The sequence below is a fragment of the Frankia sp. R43 genome (assembly GCF_001306465.1).
In the GTDB taxonomy this organism is placed as follows: domain Bacteria; phylum Actinomycetota; class Actinomycetes; order Frankiales; family Frankiaceae; genus Parafrankia; species Parafrankia irregularis.
On sequence record NZ_LFCW01000006.1, the window covers coordinates 302,820 to 317,103 of the forward strand.

General features: G+C 70.0%; 10 protein-coding genes and 1 pseudogene. 2 read left to right on the forward strand and 9 right to left on the reverse strand.

Going from position 1 to position 14,284, the window contains the following annotated elements:
• Nucleotides 1-602: 602 nt before the first annotated feature.
• Nucleotides 603-1,244, forward strand: coding sequence for a GNAT family N-acetyltransferase (locus tag ACG83_RS25755; RefSeq protein WP_054568833.1), 642 nt, complete (start codon nt 603-605; stop codon nt 1,242-1,244).
• 161 nt (nt 1,245-1,405) lie between these two features.
• Here the strand turns inward: ACG83_RS25755 and ACG83_RS25760 are convergent, their stop codons facing one another.
• From ACG83_RS25760 to rpmH, 9 genes and pseudogenes are all read right to left on the reverse strand, one after another.
• Entirely contained in the window at nt 1,406-2,329 is a 924-nt protein-coding gene (locus ACG83_RS25760; protein ID WP_054568834.1) for a ParB/RepB/Spo0J family partition protein, read from the reverse strand.
• Between the two features lie 341 nt (nt 2,330-2,670).
• Nucleotides 2,671-3,630, reverse strand: a pseudogene (locus tag ACG83_RS25765) (ParA family protein); the annotation flags it as partial.
• A 7-nt stretch (nt 3,631-3,637) separates the two neighbouring features.
• On the reverse strand, nt 3,638-4,453 hold the full coding sequence (rsmG, locus tag ACG83_RS25770) for a 16S rRNA (guanine(527)-N(7))-methyltransferase RsmG (RefSeq protein WP_054569148.1): 816 nt from the start codon (nt 4,451-4,453) through the stop codon (nt 3,638-3,640).
• A 454-nt stretch (nt 4,454-4,907) separates the two neighbouring features.
• Entirely contained in the window at nt 4,908-6,809 is a 1,902-nt protein-coding gene (locus tag ACG83_RS25775; RefSeq protein WP_235498182.1) for a hypothetical protein, read from the reverse strand.
• Nucleotides 6,810-7,207: 398 nt separating this feature from the next.
• Nucleotides 7,208-7,807, reverse strand: a complete 600-nt coding sequence (locus tag ACG83_RS25780; protein WP_054568837.1) for a R3H domain-containing nucleic acid-binding protein — start codon at nt 7,805-7,807, stop codon at nt 7,208-7,210.
• A 228-nt stretch (nt 7,808-8,035) separates the two neighbouring features.
• Nucleotides 8,036-9,478, reverse strand: a complete 1,443-nt coding sequence (yidC, locus tag ACG83_RS25785) for a membrane protein insertase YidC (RefSeq protein WP_054568838.1) — start codon at nt 9,476-9,478, stop codon at nt 8,036-8,038.
• Between the two features lie 12 nt (nt 9,479-9,490).
• Nucleotides 9,491-10,024, reverse strand: coding sequence for a membrane protein insertion efficiency factor YidD (gene yidD / locus ACG83_RS25790; protein ID WP_054568839.1), 534 nt, complete (start codon nt 10,022-10,024; stop codon nt 9,491-9,493).
• Nucleotides 10,021-10,386 (reverse strand): ribonuclease P protein component, encoded by a 366-nt coding sequence (gene rnpA / locus ACG83_RS42875; RefSeq protein WP_076829903.1) that lies wholly within the window; start codon nt 10,384-10,386, stop codon nt 10,021-10,023. Before rnpA ends, yidD begins: the two co-directional genes overlap by 4 nt.
• A 33-nt stretch (nt 10,387-10,419) precedes the next feature.
• Nucleotides 10,420-10,557 carry a 50S ribosomal protein L34 gene (rpmH, locus tag ACG83_RS25795; protein WP_006538619.1) on the reverse strand — a complete coding sequence of 46 codons (138 nt, stop codon included), beginning with the start codon at nt 10,555-10,557 and terminating at the stop codon, nt 10,420-10,422.
• 880 nt (nt 10,558-11,437) lie between these two features.
• On the opposite strand from rpmH, the gene dnaA reads away from it, so the two are divergent.
• Complete coding sequence (gene dnaA / locus ACG83_RS25800) at nt 11,438-12,985, forward strand: chromosomal replication initiator protein DnaA (RefSeq protein ID WP_054568840.1); 1,548 nt, start codon at nt 11,438-11,440, stop codon at nt 12,983-12,985.
• The last annotated feature ends 1,299 nt before the right edge of the window (nt 12,986-14,284 follow it).

A 14,284-nucleotide genomic window follows, 5' to 3' on the forward strand; every position in this document is an offset into this window, starting at 1 on the left:
CGATCCTCAGATCCTGTCCGGCTAGTGGCGACAGCTCCGGCAGTGGCCCCGGCGGCCCGAGGCGGGCCACCACACAGAACCACCTGCGCCGCGGCGACTCCCCTGCTCGGCCTACTCGGCTGCCCCGCTGACTTCGCCGTTCGAACGCTTCGCCGTGCCGCCGATCGTGCCGATCCATCCCGCCCAGCACCGTTCTGCTGCCCGACACCCCTCGGTCACCCGGCATCGCTCTGCTGCCCGGCATCGCTCTGCTGTCCGACACCCGTGGACCACCCGACACCGCTCTGCTGCCCGACGCCCTCGGCCATCCGACGCCGTTCCGCTGTCCGATACCCCTCGGCGGCCCGCAGCCGCTCCGCTGCTCAGCGCCTGCTTCCAGTGCTCGGCGCCACCCCCGAACCGCGCCGCTGCCGGGTAGCGGACGCCGCTCCCCTGCAACGCACGCCGTGCCTCGGTCCGCAACGCCCACCCGGCAAAGTTTCACGTGGAACACCTCACGGCGTGCCCGTCGCCATCAATGCCGGCAGGCGCCCTAGGCTGTCGGAAGTAGGCGATAGTTCCGGCCGGACAAGGCTGTCCGAACCGCTGGGAGGCGTAGCTCGATGAGTCGACGGATCGCGAACATCACGCTCGACAACATCGACGACATACCGCTCCCATGTCGGCGATGCGTCTTCTGGGAACTCGATCCGGTCGCCCGCAGCCGCGCAGAAGAGGCCGGCGCCACGGACATCGAGAAGGAAGCCTGGGTCTCCGCCGCCCTCCTCGAATGGGGCAGCTGCGGAAAAATCGCTTATGTCGACGACGTCCCGGCCGGCTTTGTGATGTTCGCGCCGCCGGCGCACGTACCCCGCTCGGTGGCGTTTCCGACAAGTCCGGTCAGCCCGGACGCGGTGCTGCTGATGACGGCCCAGATCGTCGAGGAGTTCACCGGCCAGGGTCTGGGCCGGGTGCTGGTCCAGGCGGTCGCGAAGGAGATCACCCGACGCGGCTACCGGGCGATCGAGGCCTTCGGGGATCTGAAGGGTTCCGACACCCGCTGCGTGGTGCCGGCCGACTACCTGCTCGCCGTCGGGTTCAAGACCGTCCGGCCGCATCATCGCTGGCCCCGCCTGCGCCTCGAGGTCAAGAACGCGGTGAGCTGGCGGGAGGACGTCGAGGTGGCCCTGGAGCGTCTCCTGGGGTCCATGAGTCCCGAAGGCGTGCTACGCGGCCAGGTGAACCCCGTTCCCGGGGCGATCTGAGCCGACTTCCGCCGCCCGTCAGGGCCGGCGTCGGGCGTGGGCCGGCTTCTCGAAGCCGGCGTGGGCGGGCCCAGCGTGGGCGGGCCGCTCGGAGTCTCGTGGCCGAATCCGGTCCAGCCGGGATCCGGGCCGTGGTGATGACTCCGAGGGCCCCCGTCCAGTCAGGAGATCGTCGAGTCGGGGGACATGGCCTCGACGATGCGTTCAAGGTCTTCCAGCGTGGCGAACTCAACGGTGATCCGGCCCTTGTTGCGGCCCATGTCCACCTTGACCCGGGTCTCCAGCCGGTCGGCGAGCCGATCGGCGATCTGGGTCAGCGCCGGGACAGGGGAGCGCGGCTTGCGCGGAGCACGCTTGCGCGGCCCCTCCTCGCCGAGAGCCACGATCTCCTCGACCGCCCGGACGGACAGGCCCTCCGCGACGATCCGGGTCGCCAGCCGATCCTGGGCGTCGGCATCGTCCAGGGAGAGCAGGGCGCGGGCGTGCCCGGCCGACAGCACCCCGGCCGCGACCCGCCGCTGGACCGCCGGCGGCAGGCCCAGCAGGCGGATGGTGTTCGTGACATGCGAACGGGAACGCCCCAGCCGCCCGGCGAGCTCCTCGTGGGTCGCGCCGAAGTCCCGCAGCAGCTGCTCGTAGGCAGCCGCTTCCTCCAGCGGATTGAGCTGCTGGCGATGCAGGTTCTCCAGGAGCGCGTCGCGCAGCATGGCGTCGTCCGCGGTCTCCCGCACGATGGCGGGGACCTGGTCGAGCCCGGCCAGCCTCGACGCGCGCCAACGGCGCTCGCCCATGACGAGCTCGTACCGGCCTGGAAGCAGCTCACGCACCACGATCGGCTGTAGCAGGCCGACTTCCTTGAGGCTCTCGGCCAGCTCCGCGAGCGCGTCCTCGTCGAAGTGGTTGCGAGGCTGGCGCGGGTTGGGCGTGACCGAGTCCAGCGGGATCTCACGGAAGACCGCCCCCGCGACCGGAGCGGGGGCGTAGCCGCGGTCGGCGGACATCGACTGGTAGGCGTCCGCGCTTTCGGCAGCCGCGGGAATGAGCGCTCCGAGCCCACGGCCGAGGCCGCCTCGCCGCGCTGTCATCGACGGGCTCCGTTCGGGGCGCCGTAGCCGTCCGCCGCCTCATAGCCGTCAGCCGGGCCGTAGCCGTCAGCCGGGCCGCCGCGACGGTCCGCGGGACCGTAGGGTGCGCCCGTCGCGTGCCGCTCAGCCGGCCCGTGCGCAACGAAACCACCGGCACCGGGATGTCCGGCGGGGGAGTGGCCACTCGTCGCCCCAGCGGCGTTCGGGGCGGCCGCAGCGGGCACGCCCGCGCCGGCCCCTGGCCCGTGATCGGCCCGAGGCACGGATTCGGCCGCGGCCCGGGCATCGCCCACCGGCGGAGCTCCGCCGGCCAGCCCACCGCCACGCGGCCCGCGGTCGGCCCCCCGCTCGGCGAGCTCCCGCGCCGCCGCGAGGTAGGACAGCGACCCACGGGACGCCGGGTCGTAGGTGAGGGCGGACTGCCCGTAGCTAGGCGCTTCGGCCAGCCGCACGTTACGTGGGATCGTGGTGTTCAGGACCCGATCCCCGAAATGCTCTTTGACCTCGTGCACAACCTGGTCGGCGAGCCGGGTGCGCGAGTCGTACATGGTCAGCAGGATGGTCGACAGCCGGAGCTCCTGATTGAGATGTGCCTGGACCAGCTCGACGTTACGCAGTAGCTGGCCGAGGCCCTCCAGCGCGTAGTACTCGCACTGGATCGGTATCAGGAGCTCACGGGCCGCGACCAGCGCGTTGACCGTGAGCAGGCCGAGTGATGGCGGACAGTCGATGAGGACGTAGTCGACCTCGTTGCGCATGCCCTCGATGGCCCGCCGCAGCCGGGTCTCCCGCGCGACCAGGGAGACCAGCTCGATCTCCGCACCCGCGAGGTCGATGGTGGCCGGCGCGCAGAAGAGCCCTTCGGCCTCTCCCGACTGCACGACGATCTCGTCAAGCGGACGGTCGCCGACCAGCACCTCGTAGATCGAGGGTGTCCCGGAGCGGTGGTCCACTCCCAGCGCGGTCGAGGCGTTGCCCTGGGGATCCAGGTCCACCACGAGCACCCGGATGCCGTGCATGGCCAGTGCGGCCGCGAGATTGACGGTGGTCGTCGTCTTGCCGACGCCACCTTTCTGGTTCGCGACGGTGATGATGCGCCGCCGGTTGGGTCGCGGGAAGGGTCGTCGTCGTTCCATCGTCAGTGCTTCCACCGCCGCTGCTGCCGCCGCTCCGATCGGGGTCGATGAATCGAGAGGGTCCAGCCCCGGGAATCCGGACCCACCGCCCGGTGACGTCCCATAGGTCAGGCCTCCTCGATCCGTCGACGCTGCTTCAGGTGCCATCGCCGTCTGGTAAGGCATCTCTGTTTCACGTGGAACGTGACCGCCCACGTGCCGGTCGATCAGGAGTTCCCTCCCGTACTCGCCGTGGCTGTGTCGCCCGTCTGGCCTGCCGGTCATCCGTGCCGCGCCGTCCCCTCCCGCCGTCCCCGCGGGCCGCCGCGACGGTACGCGTCGCACGAAGCACGCGGGTGGGTTCCTCCACCAGGTCAGCTCCGCACGTCACGACGTCCACCTCGCGCCAACCCTGGGAATCGAGATCACTACGCGCCGCCTGCAATTCCTCAAGGATTCGCGAGCCGCGTAGTGCAAGCATGACACCGCCTGAACGGGTCATCGGCAGCAGTACCGCGCCAAGGCGGCCGAGTGGAGCCACCGCACGGGCCACGGATACGTCGAAATCACGGTGTGGCGGACGCTGTGCGAGGTCCGGTGCCCGACCACGCACCACTTCAATCTGTTCTTCCAGGCCAAGTTGTGCCACAACTTCGCTCAGGAAGCGACACCTTCGTTCCATTGGTTCGAGCAGGGTGACCCGCAGGTCCGGCCGGGCCAGGGCGAGGGGAACACCGGGCAGCCCGGCGCCGCTGCCGACGTCCACGACCTCAGGCACCCGTCCGGATGCGCCGGGGAGCTCGGCGGCGGCGGGAACGGCCTCGGCGAGCACTGCGGAGTTCAGCAGATGCCGGGACCACAACCGGCCGGTCTCACGCGGGCCGATCAGGCCTCGTTCCACGCCCGCCGTCGCCAGCAGCTCCGCGTACTGGACGGCCAGCTCCAACCGATCACCGAAGACGCGGGTCGCGGCATCGGGGACGACTTCGGTCTCCTGGCTCTCCTCGATCGCCTCGGACCGAACGTCCGCGGCGGTGCCGGAGTCCAGGAGACCGTCGGCGGAGTCCGTCGGGGGAGTACTCACCGCCCGGCCTCCGTTGCGGCGCGGCGAGCCGCGCCCCCCGAGCGGGTGGTGCCACGAAAGCCGGACTGGCCCAACAGGTTCGGGAGACCGCTCCGGTGGGCTGCCTGGAAGGGCGCGAGGAGGGCCGATTGGACCGGTTCACCTCGAGAGAGGCTGGAACTGACCGCCCTCCCGGGAACGGCGGACGGACTCCGGCCGGCAGGGGAGTGGCATCCAGGCGAAGCCGGGCGCCCGGGATGACGGGGACTGGTCGGGCATGAAGGCACGGACCCAGCATCCCCGGTGAACCGGCGCACGCGCGTCAGGTACTGCTTCGGATTGTCGTTGTGTCGGGAATCAGGCCGGGGACGATCGCCCTACGGGAAATGTTTCCCGTGAATCATTTCGCGCTCTGCGCCGTTCGTGCCACGCACCGCTCGTAGACCGTCACCGAGCCGGTGAGCCGGAACGACCATTCTTCGCCTGGGCACCAGCCGTCCTGCCGCAGCGCCGCGAGGTCGGAGGCCATCGCCTTCTCCTCGATGTCGAAGACGAAGACGATGAGCCGCTCCGATCGCTGGAGGTGAGCCACCGTGGCGACATCAGCCGCGTTGTCCGCGCCGACGGAATCGGAGTCGGCGGTGGAGCCGGTGACGGCCGTGTCCGCCAAAGTGGCAGCCGCCTTGTCCACCGCGATGCCGGAGTCAGCTGCCGCGGCCGAATCAGCTGCCGCGGCCGAATCAGCTGCCGCGGCCGAGTCTGCCGAGGCGGTCGCGATGGACGCCGCGAGCTCGGCGCGACGCAGGAGGCCCGGGACGACGAACACCGTGTCAGCTCGCGCGACCCGCGGTGCCTCCACCCCGGCAGCGGTCCCCGCCGGCACCGGGGGGAGCGCCTCCGGCTGACGTGGCAGGTCATCGCTGACCTCCATGGCGTAGATCCAGCCCGGACGGGCAAGGCGCCCGCCGACCACGACGACATCGCCCGGACGGACCAGACGCCGGGTGGCCACCGTGGCATCGACCATCAGATCCAGTCCGCGCAGGCGGTCCCGCCGCTCCCACAGGAGCCGGTCCCCGGACAGGCCGCCCGCCAGCGCCACACCCGCGACCATCAGCAGCACCATCGCCCCGGATGTCACCCCCAGCGCCGAAAGCAGTCGGTCACGGGGCGCAGCATCAGCCCGGTCGCGGGTCACCCGTCGGACCACCTGACGGACCACTCGATCCACGCCGACAACCACGACAAGCAGCAGCAGCGGAACGACGAACTGGTTCGTCCTCGTCGGCCCGAACGGCCAGAAGCGCACCGCACTCGCGCCGAGCATCAGCACCTCGGCTCCGACGAGCGCGGCCAGGACCCGCCGCCCGTCCGCCCGGCGGGCCAGCGCGGCGATGCCGACCGCGCCGAACACCCCGGTCAGCGGGGCGAGCAGCCACGGCAGATAGTGCGGCAGGTGCAGGTACCCCGGCACGAGGCTCGGATCGAACTGGTCGATTCCCGGCGGCGAGCCGGCGAGGATCCGCCAGAGCTGATCGCCGACGAAACACACGGCCTGCCACGGATCCCGTCCGGCGAGGAACTGCGTGTCCCAGTAGTCCCCCGCGCGCTGGGCGGACTGGTGGCCGAGGAAGACCAGGGTGTGCACCGTCACCAGCACGACGGCCGGCAACGTCTCACGCAGACGCCGGCCCAGTTGGCTTCGGCGCAACTGGCCTCGGCGCAGCAGGCTTCGGCCTCCGCCGCCACCACCGCCGACGCCACCGCCCAGGACGTCCATCGCCGCGAGCGGCACGATCACGAACACCGCTGGAACGGAGCACAGGGCGACCACCCCGGCGGCCATCCTGCGGGAACCCCGGCCACGCGTGTCGTCGCCTCGCACCGGCCCCAGCCACAGCAGCACCACCGCGACGGTCGCGACGGTCTCGACCGTGTACGGCTTGAGCTGGGTCGCGAGGTCGAGAAAGGTGGCGTTCAGGCACAGCCAGCAGACCGCGAAGGCAGCCGCCACCGACCCGGCGAACCGGCGAACGAGAACCGCGACCGCCACGCCCAGCACGGGAAGCGCGAGCAGGCCGGGCAGTCGCAGTGCCCAGGTATGCCAGCCGAACGCCTCCCCGGACAGCCGGACGAGTCCGAACCACCCGAGCGCGGACGGGGTGTTGGCAACCGCCAGCTCGGACCACACCGAGCTCAGAGGCTCACTGACGAAATGACCACGCCAGATCTCGTCGTACCAGAACGGTCGGCGCAGGTAGGCGGCGAGCAGTGCGACGGGCCCCGTCAGCAGGAGCACCACACACCCGATCAGCCAGGCTCGCGAGAACCGCGAGAACCGCGGGTGCTGAGAGGGGGCGTCGGCCGTGTTGTCAGCGGCGGGAGGTGCCGCGGCCGTTGCGGACGACGGCGACGGCGACGCCGTGGGAGGAGCCGTCGCGGCAGCGGGAGGACTGGCCGGCGCCGACGGCTTCACCGCCTTGGGCGAGATGGCCGGTGCCTGTGCCCGTGGCGGAACCACCCGTGCGCCTCCCGATCGCCTCGCTGCGCAGCCGGGATCGGGAATCCGCTGACCTGCCGGCGTGTGCCGCAGGTTAGCCGTTCCACGCCCGCGCACGAATCAGGCCGCGCGCGGGCGTCACGTCACGCAGGGATCACGCGGCCGAGCCCGGGAAAGCCCAGCCGACGCTACACGCGAGGTCAGTCGGGCAGGACCACGACCCGACGGCTGGGCTCCTCGCCCTCGGACTCGCTGTGCACACCATCGATCGTGGCGATCACGTCGTGCACGACCTTGCGCTCGAACGGGGTCATCGCGGCCAGCTTCCGAGGCTCGCCGGTGTCGAGGACCTTACGTGCCGCCGAGGTCGCGACCTTGCGCAGCTCCACCCGCCGACGAGCGCGATGCCCGCCCACGTCGAGCATGAGCCGGCTGCGGACACCGGTCTTCTGCAGCACCGCGAGCCGGGTCAGCTCCTGTAGAGCCTCAAGGGTCTCGCCGCCGGTGCCGATCAGCTTGTCCAGGCCGTCCCCGACGACGGCGACGACCGCACGCCCGCCTTCGACGTCGAGGTCGAGGTCGCCGTCCATGTCGACGATGTCGAGCAGACCCTCGATGTAGTCCGCGGCGATCTCGCCTTCCTGCTCCAGGTCGGCGACGCGGCGCTCGCCGCCACCCGCGGACCCCGACCCTCCGGTCGCCGCGGCCGAGTCGGTCACGGCCTCGTCGGCCCCGGCCGCAGGGCTGTCCTCGTTGGCCTCGGGTTCTTCCACGGCGAGGTCAGGTGCCGAACCGGTCATCAGCGTTACTCCAGGGGAAAGTGGGCGGCGATGCCGACAGTACGGCACGTCCGACCGCCGCGGGGTCAACGCGACGGTGGCGGGGCGCTGCCGCTTCGGACGTTCCGTGTCGTCCCGGCCTGACTGCCCGGACGATGCTCAGGGGTGGGCGCGGGGCCGGTACCCGGCCAGGTCGCCCAGCGGCGGCCGCGACCGGATGCGCACGCACTAGCGCCGACCACCGGCCCATCAGCGACGCCCGCCCGGCCGCTTGCCCTTCCCGCGACGCTTGGCGGGGCGAGATCCGCCGGGAGCCCGCCGCGCGCCGGCGGGGACGGGGGCCTGGGACGACCGGGAAGCGGCGGCGGCATCCGAGTCGGCGACACCGTTACGAGAGGTTCCCGCCGACGCCGACGCCGAACCAGACTTGCTGTCGCCCACGCCGTCGGCGATGCCGTTCTTCGCGCCCGACGTCTCGCCGGCTGCGGCCGCGGTCGGCGACGAGATGGCCCCACCGGTGCCCGCCGCACCGCCCTTCGTCAGGCGGCCCTTGCCACTGCCTCCACCGGCACCGGCACCGGACGAATCAGCCTTCGTCTGGCCGCCCTTGGCGGCAGCGGGTTTCGCCGAGTCGTTGCCGGCCGCGGCACCGGACCTGGAGCGGGTTCCGGGGGGAGCCTTCGACGGGCGGCTGCCCGGCCGAGGCGCGTCGGTGCCAGCACCCGAGCCGCTTGCCGCCGTGTCCGCCGTGGACTGCGCTGCCCGGGCCCCGAGGCTCTTCGACTTCGCTCCCGCGCGGGCGCCGGGGGCCGGCCGCGCACCGGGCGCCGGACGGGAAACCGTCGTGCCGTCCGTGGTGGCCGTGCGTGCCCCGGGAACCCGGCCGCCGGCGGCGAGCGGCTGGATCGGCGGCATCTTCCTGATGACGAAGAACTGCTGGCCGAGGCTCCACAGGTTGGTGGTCAGCCAGTACAGCAGGACGGCGATCGGGAACCGGAATCCGAAGATCGCCAGCATGAGCGGCGAACCGTACAGCAGGATCTTCTGGACCATCGCCTGCTGCGGGTCGACCGCGGTGCCGGCACGGTTCATGATCTGGCGCTGGGTCAGGAAGGTCGTCACGCCCATCGTGACGATCAGCACGACCGCGAGGATCTTCGTGTGCATCCCGTTGGCGCCGAGGAAGTCCAGGAAGTCCGGTGACGACGTGAACTTGCTCGACAGCGAAATGCCCCACAGCTTCGCCGTGGCGATCTGTTCGACCTGATCGGCGGACAGGCCGACCCGGGGCCGCCAGACCAGAGAGCCGCCCGGGCCCTCGTTCATCGGCGCCAGGTGCGTGAAGACGTGGAACAGCGAGATGAACAGCGGGATCTGCAGGAGGATGGGCAGACAGCCGAGCAGTGGATTTCCGTGCTCCTTCTGGAGCTTCATGATCTCCAGCTGCATCTGCTGCTTGTCGTGCCCGTACTTCTCCTTGATCTCCTTGATGCGCGGCTGCATCATCTGCATCGTCCGCTGGGACTTCACCTGCTTGACGAACAGCGGGAAGATCAGGATGCGGACGCAGATGACGAGCAGGATGACCGACAGCGCCCAGGCGAAGAAGCTGTCCCTGCCGAAGATCGGCCCGAAGCCCTTGTGGAAGAAGACGATCGCGTTTGCCGCGAGATGGTAAAGCGGATCCAACACCTGTCTGTCTCCTCACACCCGCGTTCCGCGACGGGAACCGACGATCTCGGAACGCGTCCCCCCGAGCGGGGACGCGGTGCGATGCCCGGGCCCGGCAGCGGCCCGGGCGGCATCCGCCCGGCCGATGCCCGTTGCCCGGTCGATGCCCGTCGGGCTCGGGGCCGCAGGACCCCTGCCAGGGCTGCCAGCGACACCGGACCCGACACCTGGCACCGGGTCGTAGCCGCCAGCCGACAGCGGCTGGCAACGCAACAGCCGACGGAGAGCCAACAAACCACCGACGACGCCACCGTGCCGCCGCAGAGCGGTCAGGGCATAGGCGCTACAGGACGGTTCAAACCGGCAGCAGCCCGCGTTCCGCGCCGACCAGCCGGCGCGGTACAGCCGGACCAGCGCCGTGAGAGCCCACGCAAGAGGCCCACGGACCGCCTGGTCGGAGGTCCGGGCCAGGGTGGGAAATCTCCTGGCGGTGATCGGCGCGGCGAACACGAGGTCGACGAGTGCCATCAGGACCACCAGGATCCCCGCGTACCGGGCCACGCTCATCCGAAGCGCGCCGATCGTGGGGACCGGCCGGAACGAACCGCGCCGAAGGCCGAGTCGAGCGATCGGCCCAGATCTGCCGACGTCGCGGTCGCCGCTTCAGGCAACGCTCGAACCAGAACCGCGGTTCCCGGCGGTAGCAGAGGCAGCCGGGACCGGGTCTGTTCGCGAAGACGCCGACGGACACGGTTACGAACCACCGCGTTACCGACACGCCGCCCTACGACAAAGCCCGCCCGGGGTGGACTGTCCACATCGGTGTGCATGCTGTGGACAACGATTGACCCCGCCCGAATACGCCGGCCGGACCGCCCGAGGATGGCGTGGTCCGATTTCGTACGTACTCGCGAGCCCCGGGGGAGCATGGCTGGACGGCGGCAGGCGCGTTGGTTCCGCCGTCAGGCGGAGAGCTCGTTGCGGCCCTTACGGCGGCGACCGGACAGGATGGCGCGGCCGGCGCGGGTCCGCATCCGGAGCCGGAACCCGTGGGTGCGGGCCCGCCGGCGGTTGTTCGGCTGGAAGGTGCGCTTGCTCACGTGAGGACTCCGGAGACACAGACGGCGGGACACCGGCGTGGATTGCCGGTCATGACTGACGCCTCGGCTACGGGGCGCGGACCTGGGTCGCCGACCGGCCGGACCCCCTGTGCGGAGGGTGCCTTTCGCCAAATCCCAACATCCGGGAAGCCAGGCCCCATGGCACCGAGGTACGTGATGTCACCGAGGTACATGGGAGCCGACCGTCGCCGTGGTTCTCCCTAGCCTACACACGATGCCACCATCGCCGGGTCCGTCCTGACCGTAGGCCACGGTCCCGTCGCCGCCGGGCAGTCGCGGGGGGATCGCAGGGAGGCCCGAATCCCGCCCCAGGGACCGGGCTGTTAACGTTTGGTGCTCTGTCCGTGCCGCCGTCACCTCCGTCCGCGAACCGCCTGCCCTCCACGAAGCGCGCGGAGGCTGTAGGTGGCAGCACCGTCACCACCCGCTCGTCGGCGCAACGCACTCCGTGGCTTCCCGGCTGTCGTCCAGTTTGTGGCCCTGCCGGCGATGCCACGCCCGATGCGGTGTCATGTCCATGCACAGGTTGTGGACGACGATGTGGAGAACTCTTCTCGGAGGATGCTGTGTGCCGCCGGCAGTGGACGCCGCATCGCCGCCAGGGGCGACGCAGACCCGGGTACGGCCGACCCGGGCGCGGTCGGCCCGGGGAGCGAACCGACCGCGTCGCTGCCGGGATCCACGCCCGCCGATCACCTCGGCGGGGTCGTCCTGCCGACACTTCCGACGATTACCCACACAGGACGGCTACCAGAGACACCACGGGTCACACTGCCAGTCAGAGTCAGTCAGCGACTTCGGCTACCTACGGTCGTGTCATCCCTCCGAACAGCCACGAAGAACCACGAGGAGCCCCGCAGTGACCGACCTCAGCGCCGATTCCGTCGCAGGTCTGCCGTCCCGGGGAGCCACACCGCCGTCAGATCCCGACCTGTCGGCGGTGTGGGAGCAGGCTGTGGCGGGCGTTGCGGACGGTGCGCTGTCGGCACAGCAGCGGGCGTGGCTGAGGCTGACCCGCCCACTCGGCCTGGTGCAGGACACGGCGCTGCTCGCCGCTCCGAACGAGTTCACCAAGGACCTGCTCGACTCGCGGCTGCGGCCGTTCCTGTCCACGGCCCTGTCCAGAGCCTATGGACGCGAGATCCGGGTCGCGGTCACCGTGGAGCACACACCGGACCCCGAGCCGATGACCGGACCACTCATCCGGCCCGCCACCACCGCGGACCTGACCCAGCACCTGATGGGCGGGGGGTCCGGCACCGCACTGGACGAGGGTGCCGAGAGCGTCGACGGTGTCCGGGTCGACGGGCCCGCGCCCGGCAGGGTTTCGCCAGGTCTTGGCCGTGATCCGTCCCCGAGGCCGTCCGAACCAGCCAGGCTCAATCCGCGCTATCTGTTCGAGACCTTCGTCATCGGTGACAGCAACCGGTTTCCTCACGCCGCCGCGGTCGCGGTCGCGGAGGCTCCCGCGAAGGCCTACAACCCGCTGTTCATCTACGGTGACTCCGGGCTCGGCAAGACTCACCTGCTGCATGCGATCGGTCACTACACGGTCAAGCTCTACCCGGAGAGCAGGATCAAATATGTGAGCATGGAGGAGTTCACCAACGACTTCATCGCCTCGATCCGCGACGACCGGCAGCTCGCCTTCCAACGTCGTTACCGGGATATCGACGTCCTCCTCGTCGACGACATCCAGTTCCTGGAGAACAAGGAGCGGACGCAGGAGGAGTTCTTCCACACCTTCAACGTCCTGCACGACACCGAGAAGCAGATCGTCATCAGCTCCGACCGCTCGCCCAAGCAGCTGGCGGCACTGGAGGACAGGCTGCGCAGCCGGTTCGAGTGGGGGCTGATCACCGACGTCACCCCGCCCGACCTGGAGACCCGCATCGCGATTCTCTCCAAGAAGGCGGCGACCGAGCGGCTGCCGGTGCCGCCGGACGTCCTCGAGTACATCGCGACCCACATCGAGCGGAACATCCGCGAGCTCGAGGGCGCGCTCATCCGGGTCGCGGCGTTCGCCAGTCTGAACAAGTCGCACGTCGACCGCACGCTGGCCGAGATCGTCCTGCGCGATCTCATCCCCGACGCGGCGAACCCCGAGATCACCGCAGCGGCGATCATGAACGCCACCGCCGCGTACTTCGGGATCTCGATGGATGACCTCTGCGGTACTTCACGCAGCCGGGTGCTGGTCACGGCCCGGCAGATCGCGATGTACCTGTGCCGGGAGCTGACCGACCTGTCACTGCCCAAGATCGGCCAGCACTTCGGCGGGCGCGACCACACCACCGTCATGCACGCGGACCGAAAGATCCGCGGTCTGATGGCCGAACGACGCGCCATCTACAACCAGGTCACCGAGCTGACCAACCGGATCCGCGCGCAGGCTCGGCACGCCTGATCCGCTGTCCGCCGGCCGCGGTGGCACCGTGTCCGCTCCTGCCCTCGTTGGCGGGATCCTGAGGATTTCGGCCGTCCTGGCAGCCACGATCTTCGGATCTTGCTCGGCGCCGGTGGCGCCACCGGCGGCTCGCGGCTCGCGGCTCGAGGAGTGGAGGATTTTGGTCGTCCCAACGACCAAAATCCTCCGCTTTTGCCCGGCAGCAACCGTAGCCCGAGGCTCGGGCTACGCCAAAGGCTCTTCAACGACCGAAATCCTGAATTTCTCACCGTCCGACCTCCGCGCTCCAACCATTGGGGTGGGCCGGTCGGCGGACGCCTCGCCACTCAGGCGAACGACCCAATGCGCCTGCACTTCGGACCAATCGCCATCGGGCAGGACCTGGGCCACCGGGATTGATTCCCGGAACCGGATCTCTGGCCCCACGAGGTCGGTTCCTTGAAATGTGACGACCCCGGTCGTCACCGGCTGAACGACTACGGTCGACTCACACGTTCTTCTGCGCATGTCCATACCAACATGTTCGTCTGCACCGCATCCCTCGCAGCCGTCCCTCCGCCCCGGCACGCGGCCTACTCAGGCCATGCACGAACGTCCCTGCCGGGTAGACCAGTCGGCCGATGTCCGGGTTGCTACCGGCTTTCGAGCGCTGCGCGCCCCGGGCGCGCGCTGCGACCGATGCGTCCGGGACGGCGGGCCAGCCGGGTGCTCAGAGACCGCCGCTCGGGATGCGGATGTGGGTGCGCCATGGCCCCGCCGCACCGCCCTCTGCTCCGCCGCGCCTCCACCTGCTCGGGTGCCGTCGCCACCTGCTCGGTTGTCATCGTCCGCGCGCGAGGCATCCACTGGTTACCCAAGTGGAAACAACTCACCAATGAAGTGTTAATTCCCTATATCGGGTGAATCAGATCAGAGGCACCTGAACGGGTCCCTCTCCTGCGATGTCGGGTTCGACCCTGCAGGCACCGTGGTCTTCCCGGGCCGACTCCGCATCGATCGACTCAAGGGACCACTGTGGCCTTTACCCACACCTTGTGGAGAAGGCTGTGGATAAGTAGCAATTCCCGCCTCTGTGCACAGGCCGGGAGCGGCCGTCGGGATGTCCATGGGCGCCAGAAGCCTGGGGACAGTGGCCTCCTAACCTGTGGGTAGCCAGTGGATGAACATGTGTACAGACTGTGTGTAGCTGAGGGACAGCTGTGGAGTCGATCGGGCCCTGGGGATAAGTACCTTGATCATCCACACCTCCACCCCCAGGATGCGCACAGGGCCTCAGGGGCTCTGAGCTGGGAAAACGGC

Bases quoted from the DNA above. Each gene is read 5' to 3' on its own strand.
- ACG83_RS25755 (WP_054568833.1), top strand. From the start codon at position 603: ATGAGTCGACGGATCGCGAACATCACGCTCGACAACATCGACGACATA.
- ACG83_RS25760 (WP_054568834.1), bottom strand. From the start codon at position 2,329: ATGACAGCGCGGCGAGGCGGCCTCGGCCGTGGGCTCGGAGCGCTCATT.
- ACG83_RS25780 (WP_054568837.1), bottom strand. From the start codon at position 7,807: ATGACCGGTTCGGCACCTGACCTCGCCGTGGAAGAACCCGAGGCCAAC.
- yidD (WP_054568839.1), bottom strand. From the start codon at position 10,024: ATGAGCGTGGCCCGGTACGCGGGGATCCTGGTGGTCCTGATGGCACTC.
- rnpA (WP_076829903.1), bottom strand. From the start codon at position 10,386: ATGCTCCCCCGGGGCTCGCGAGTACGTACGAAATCGGACCACGCCATC.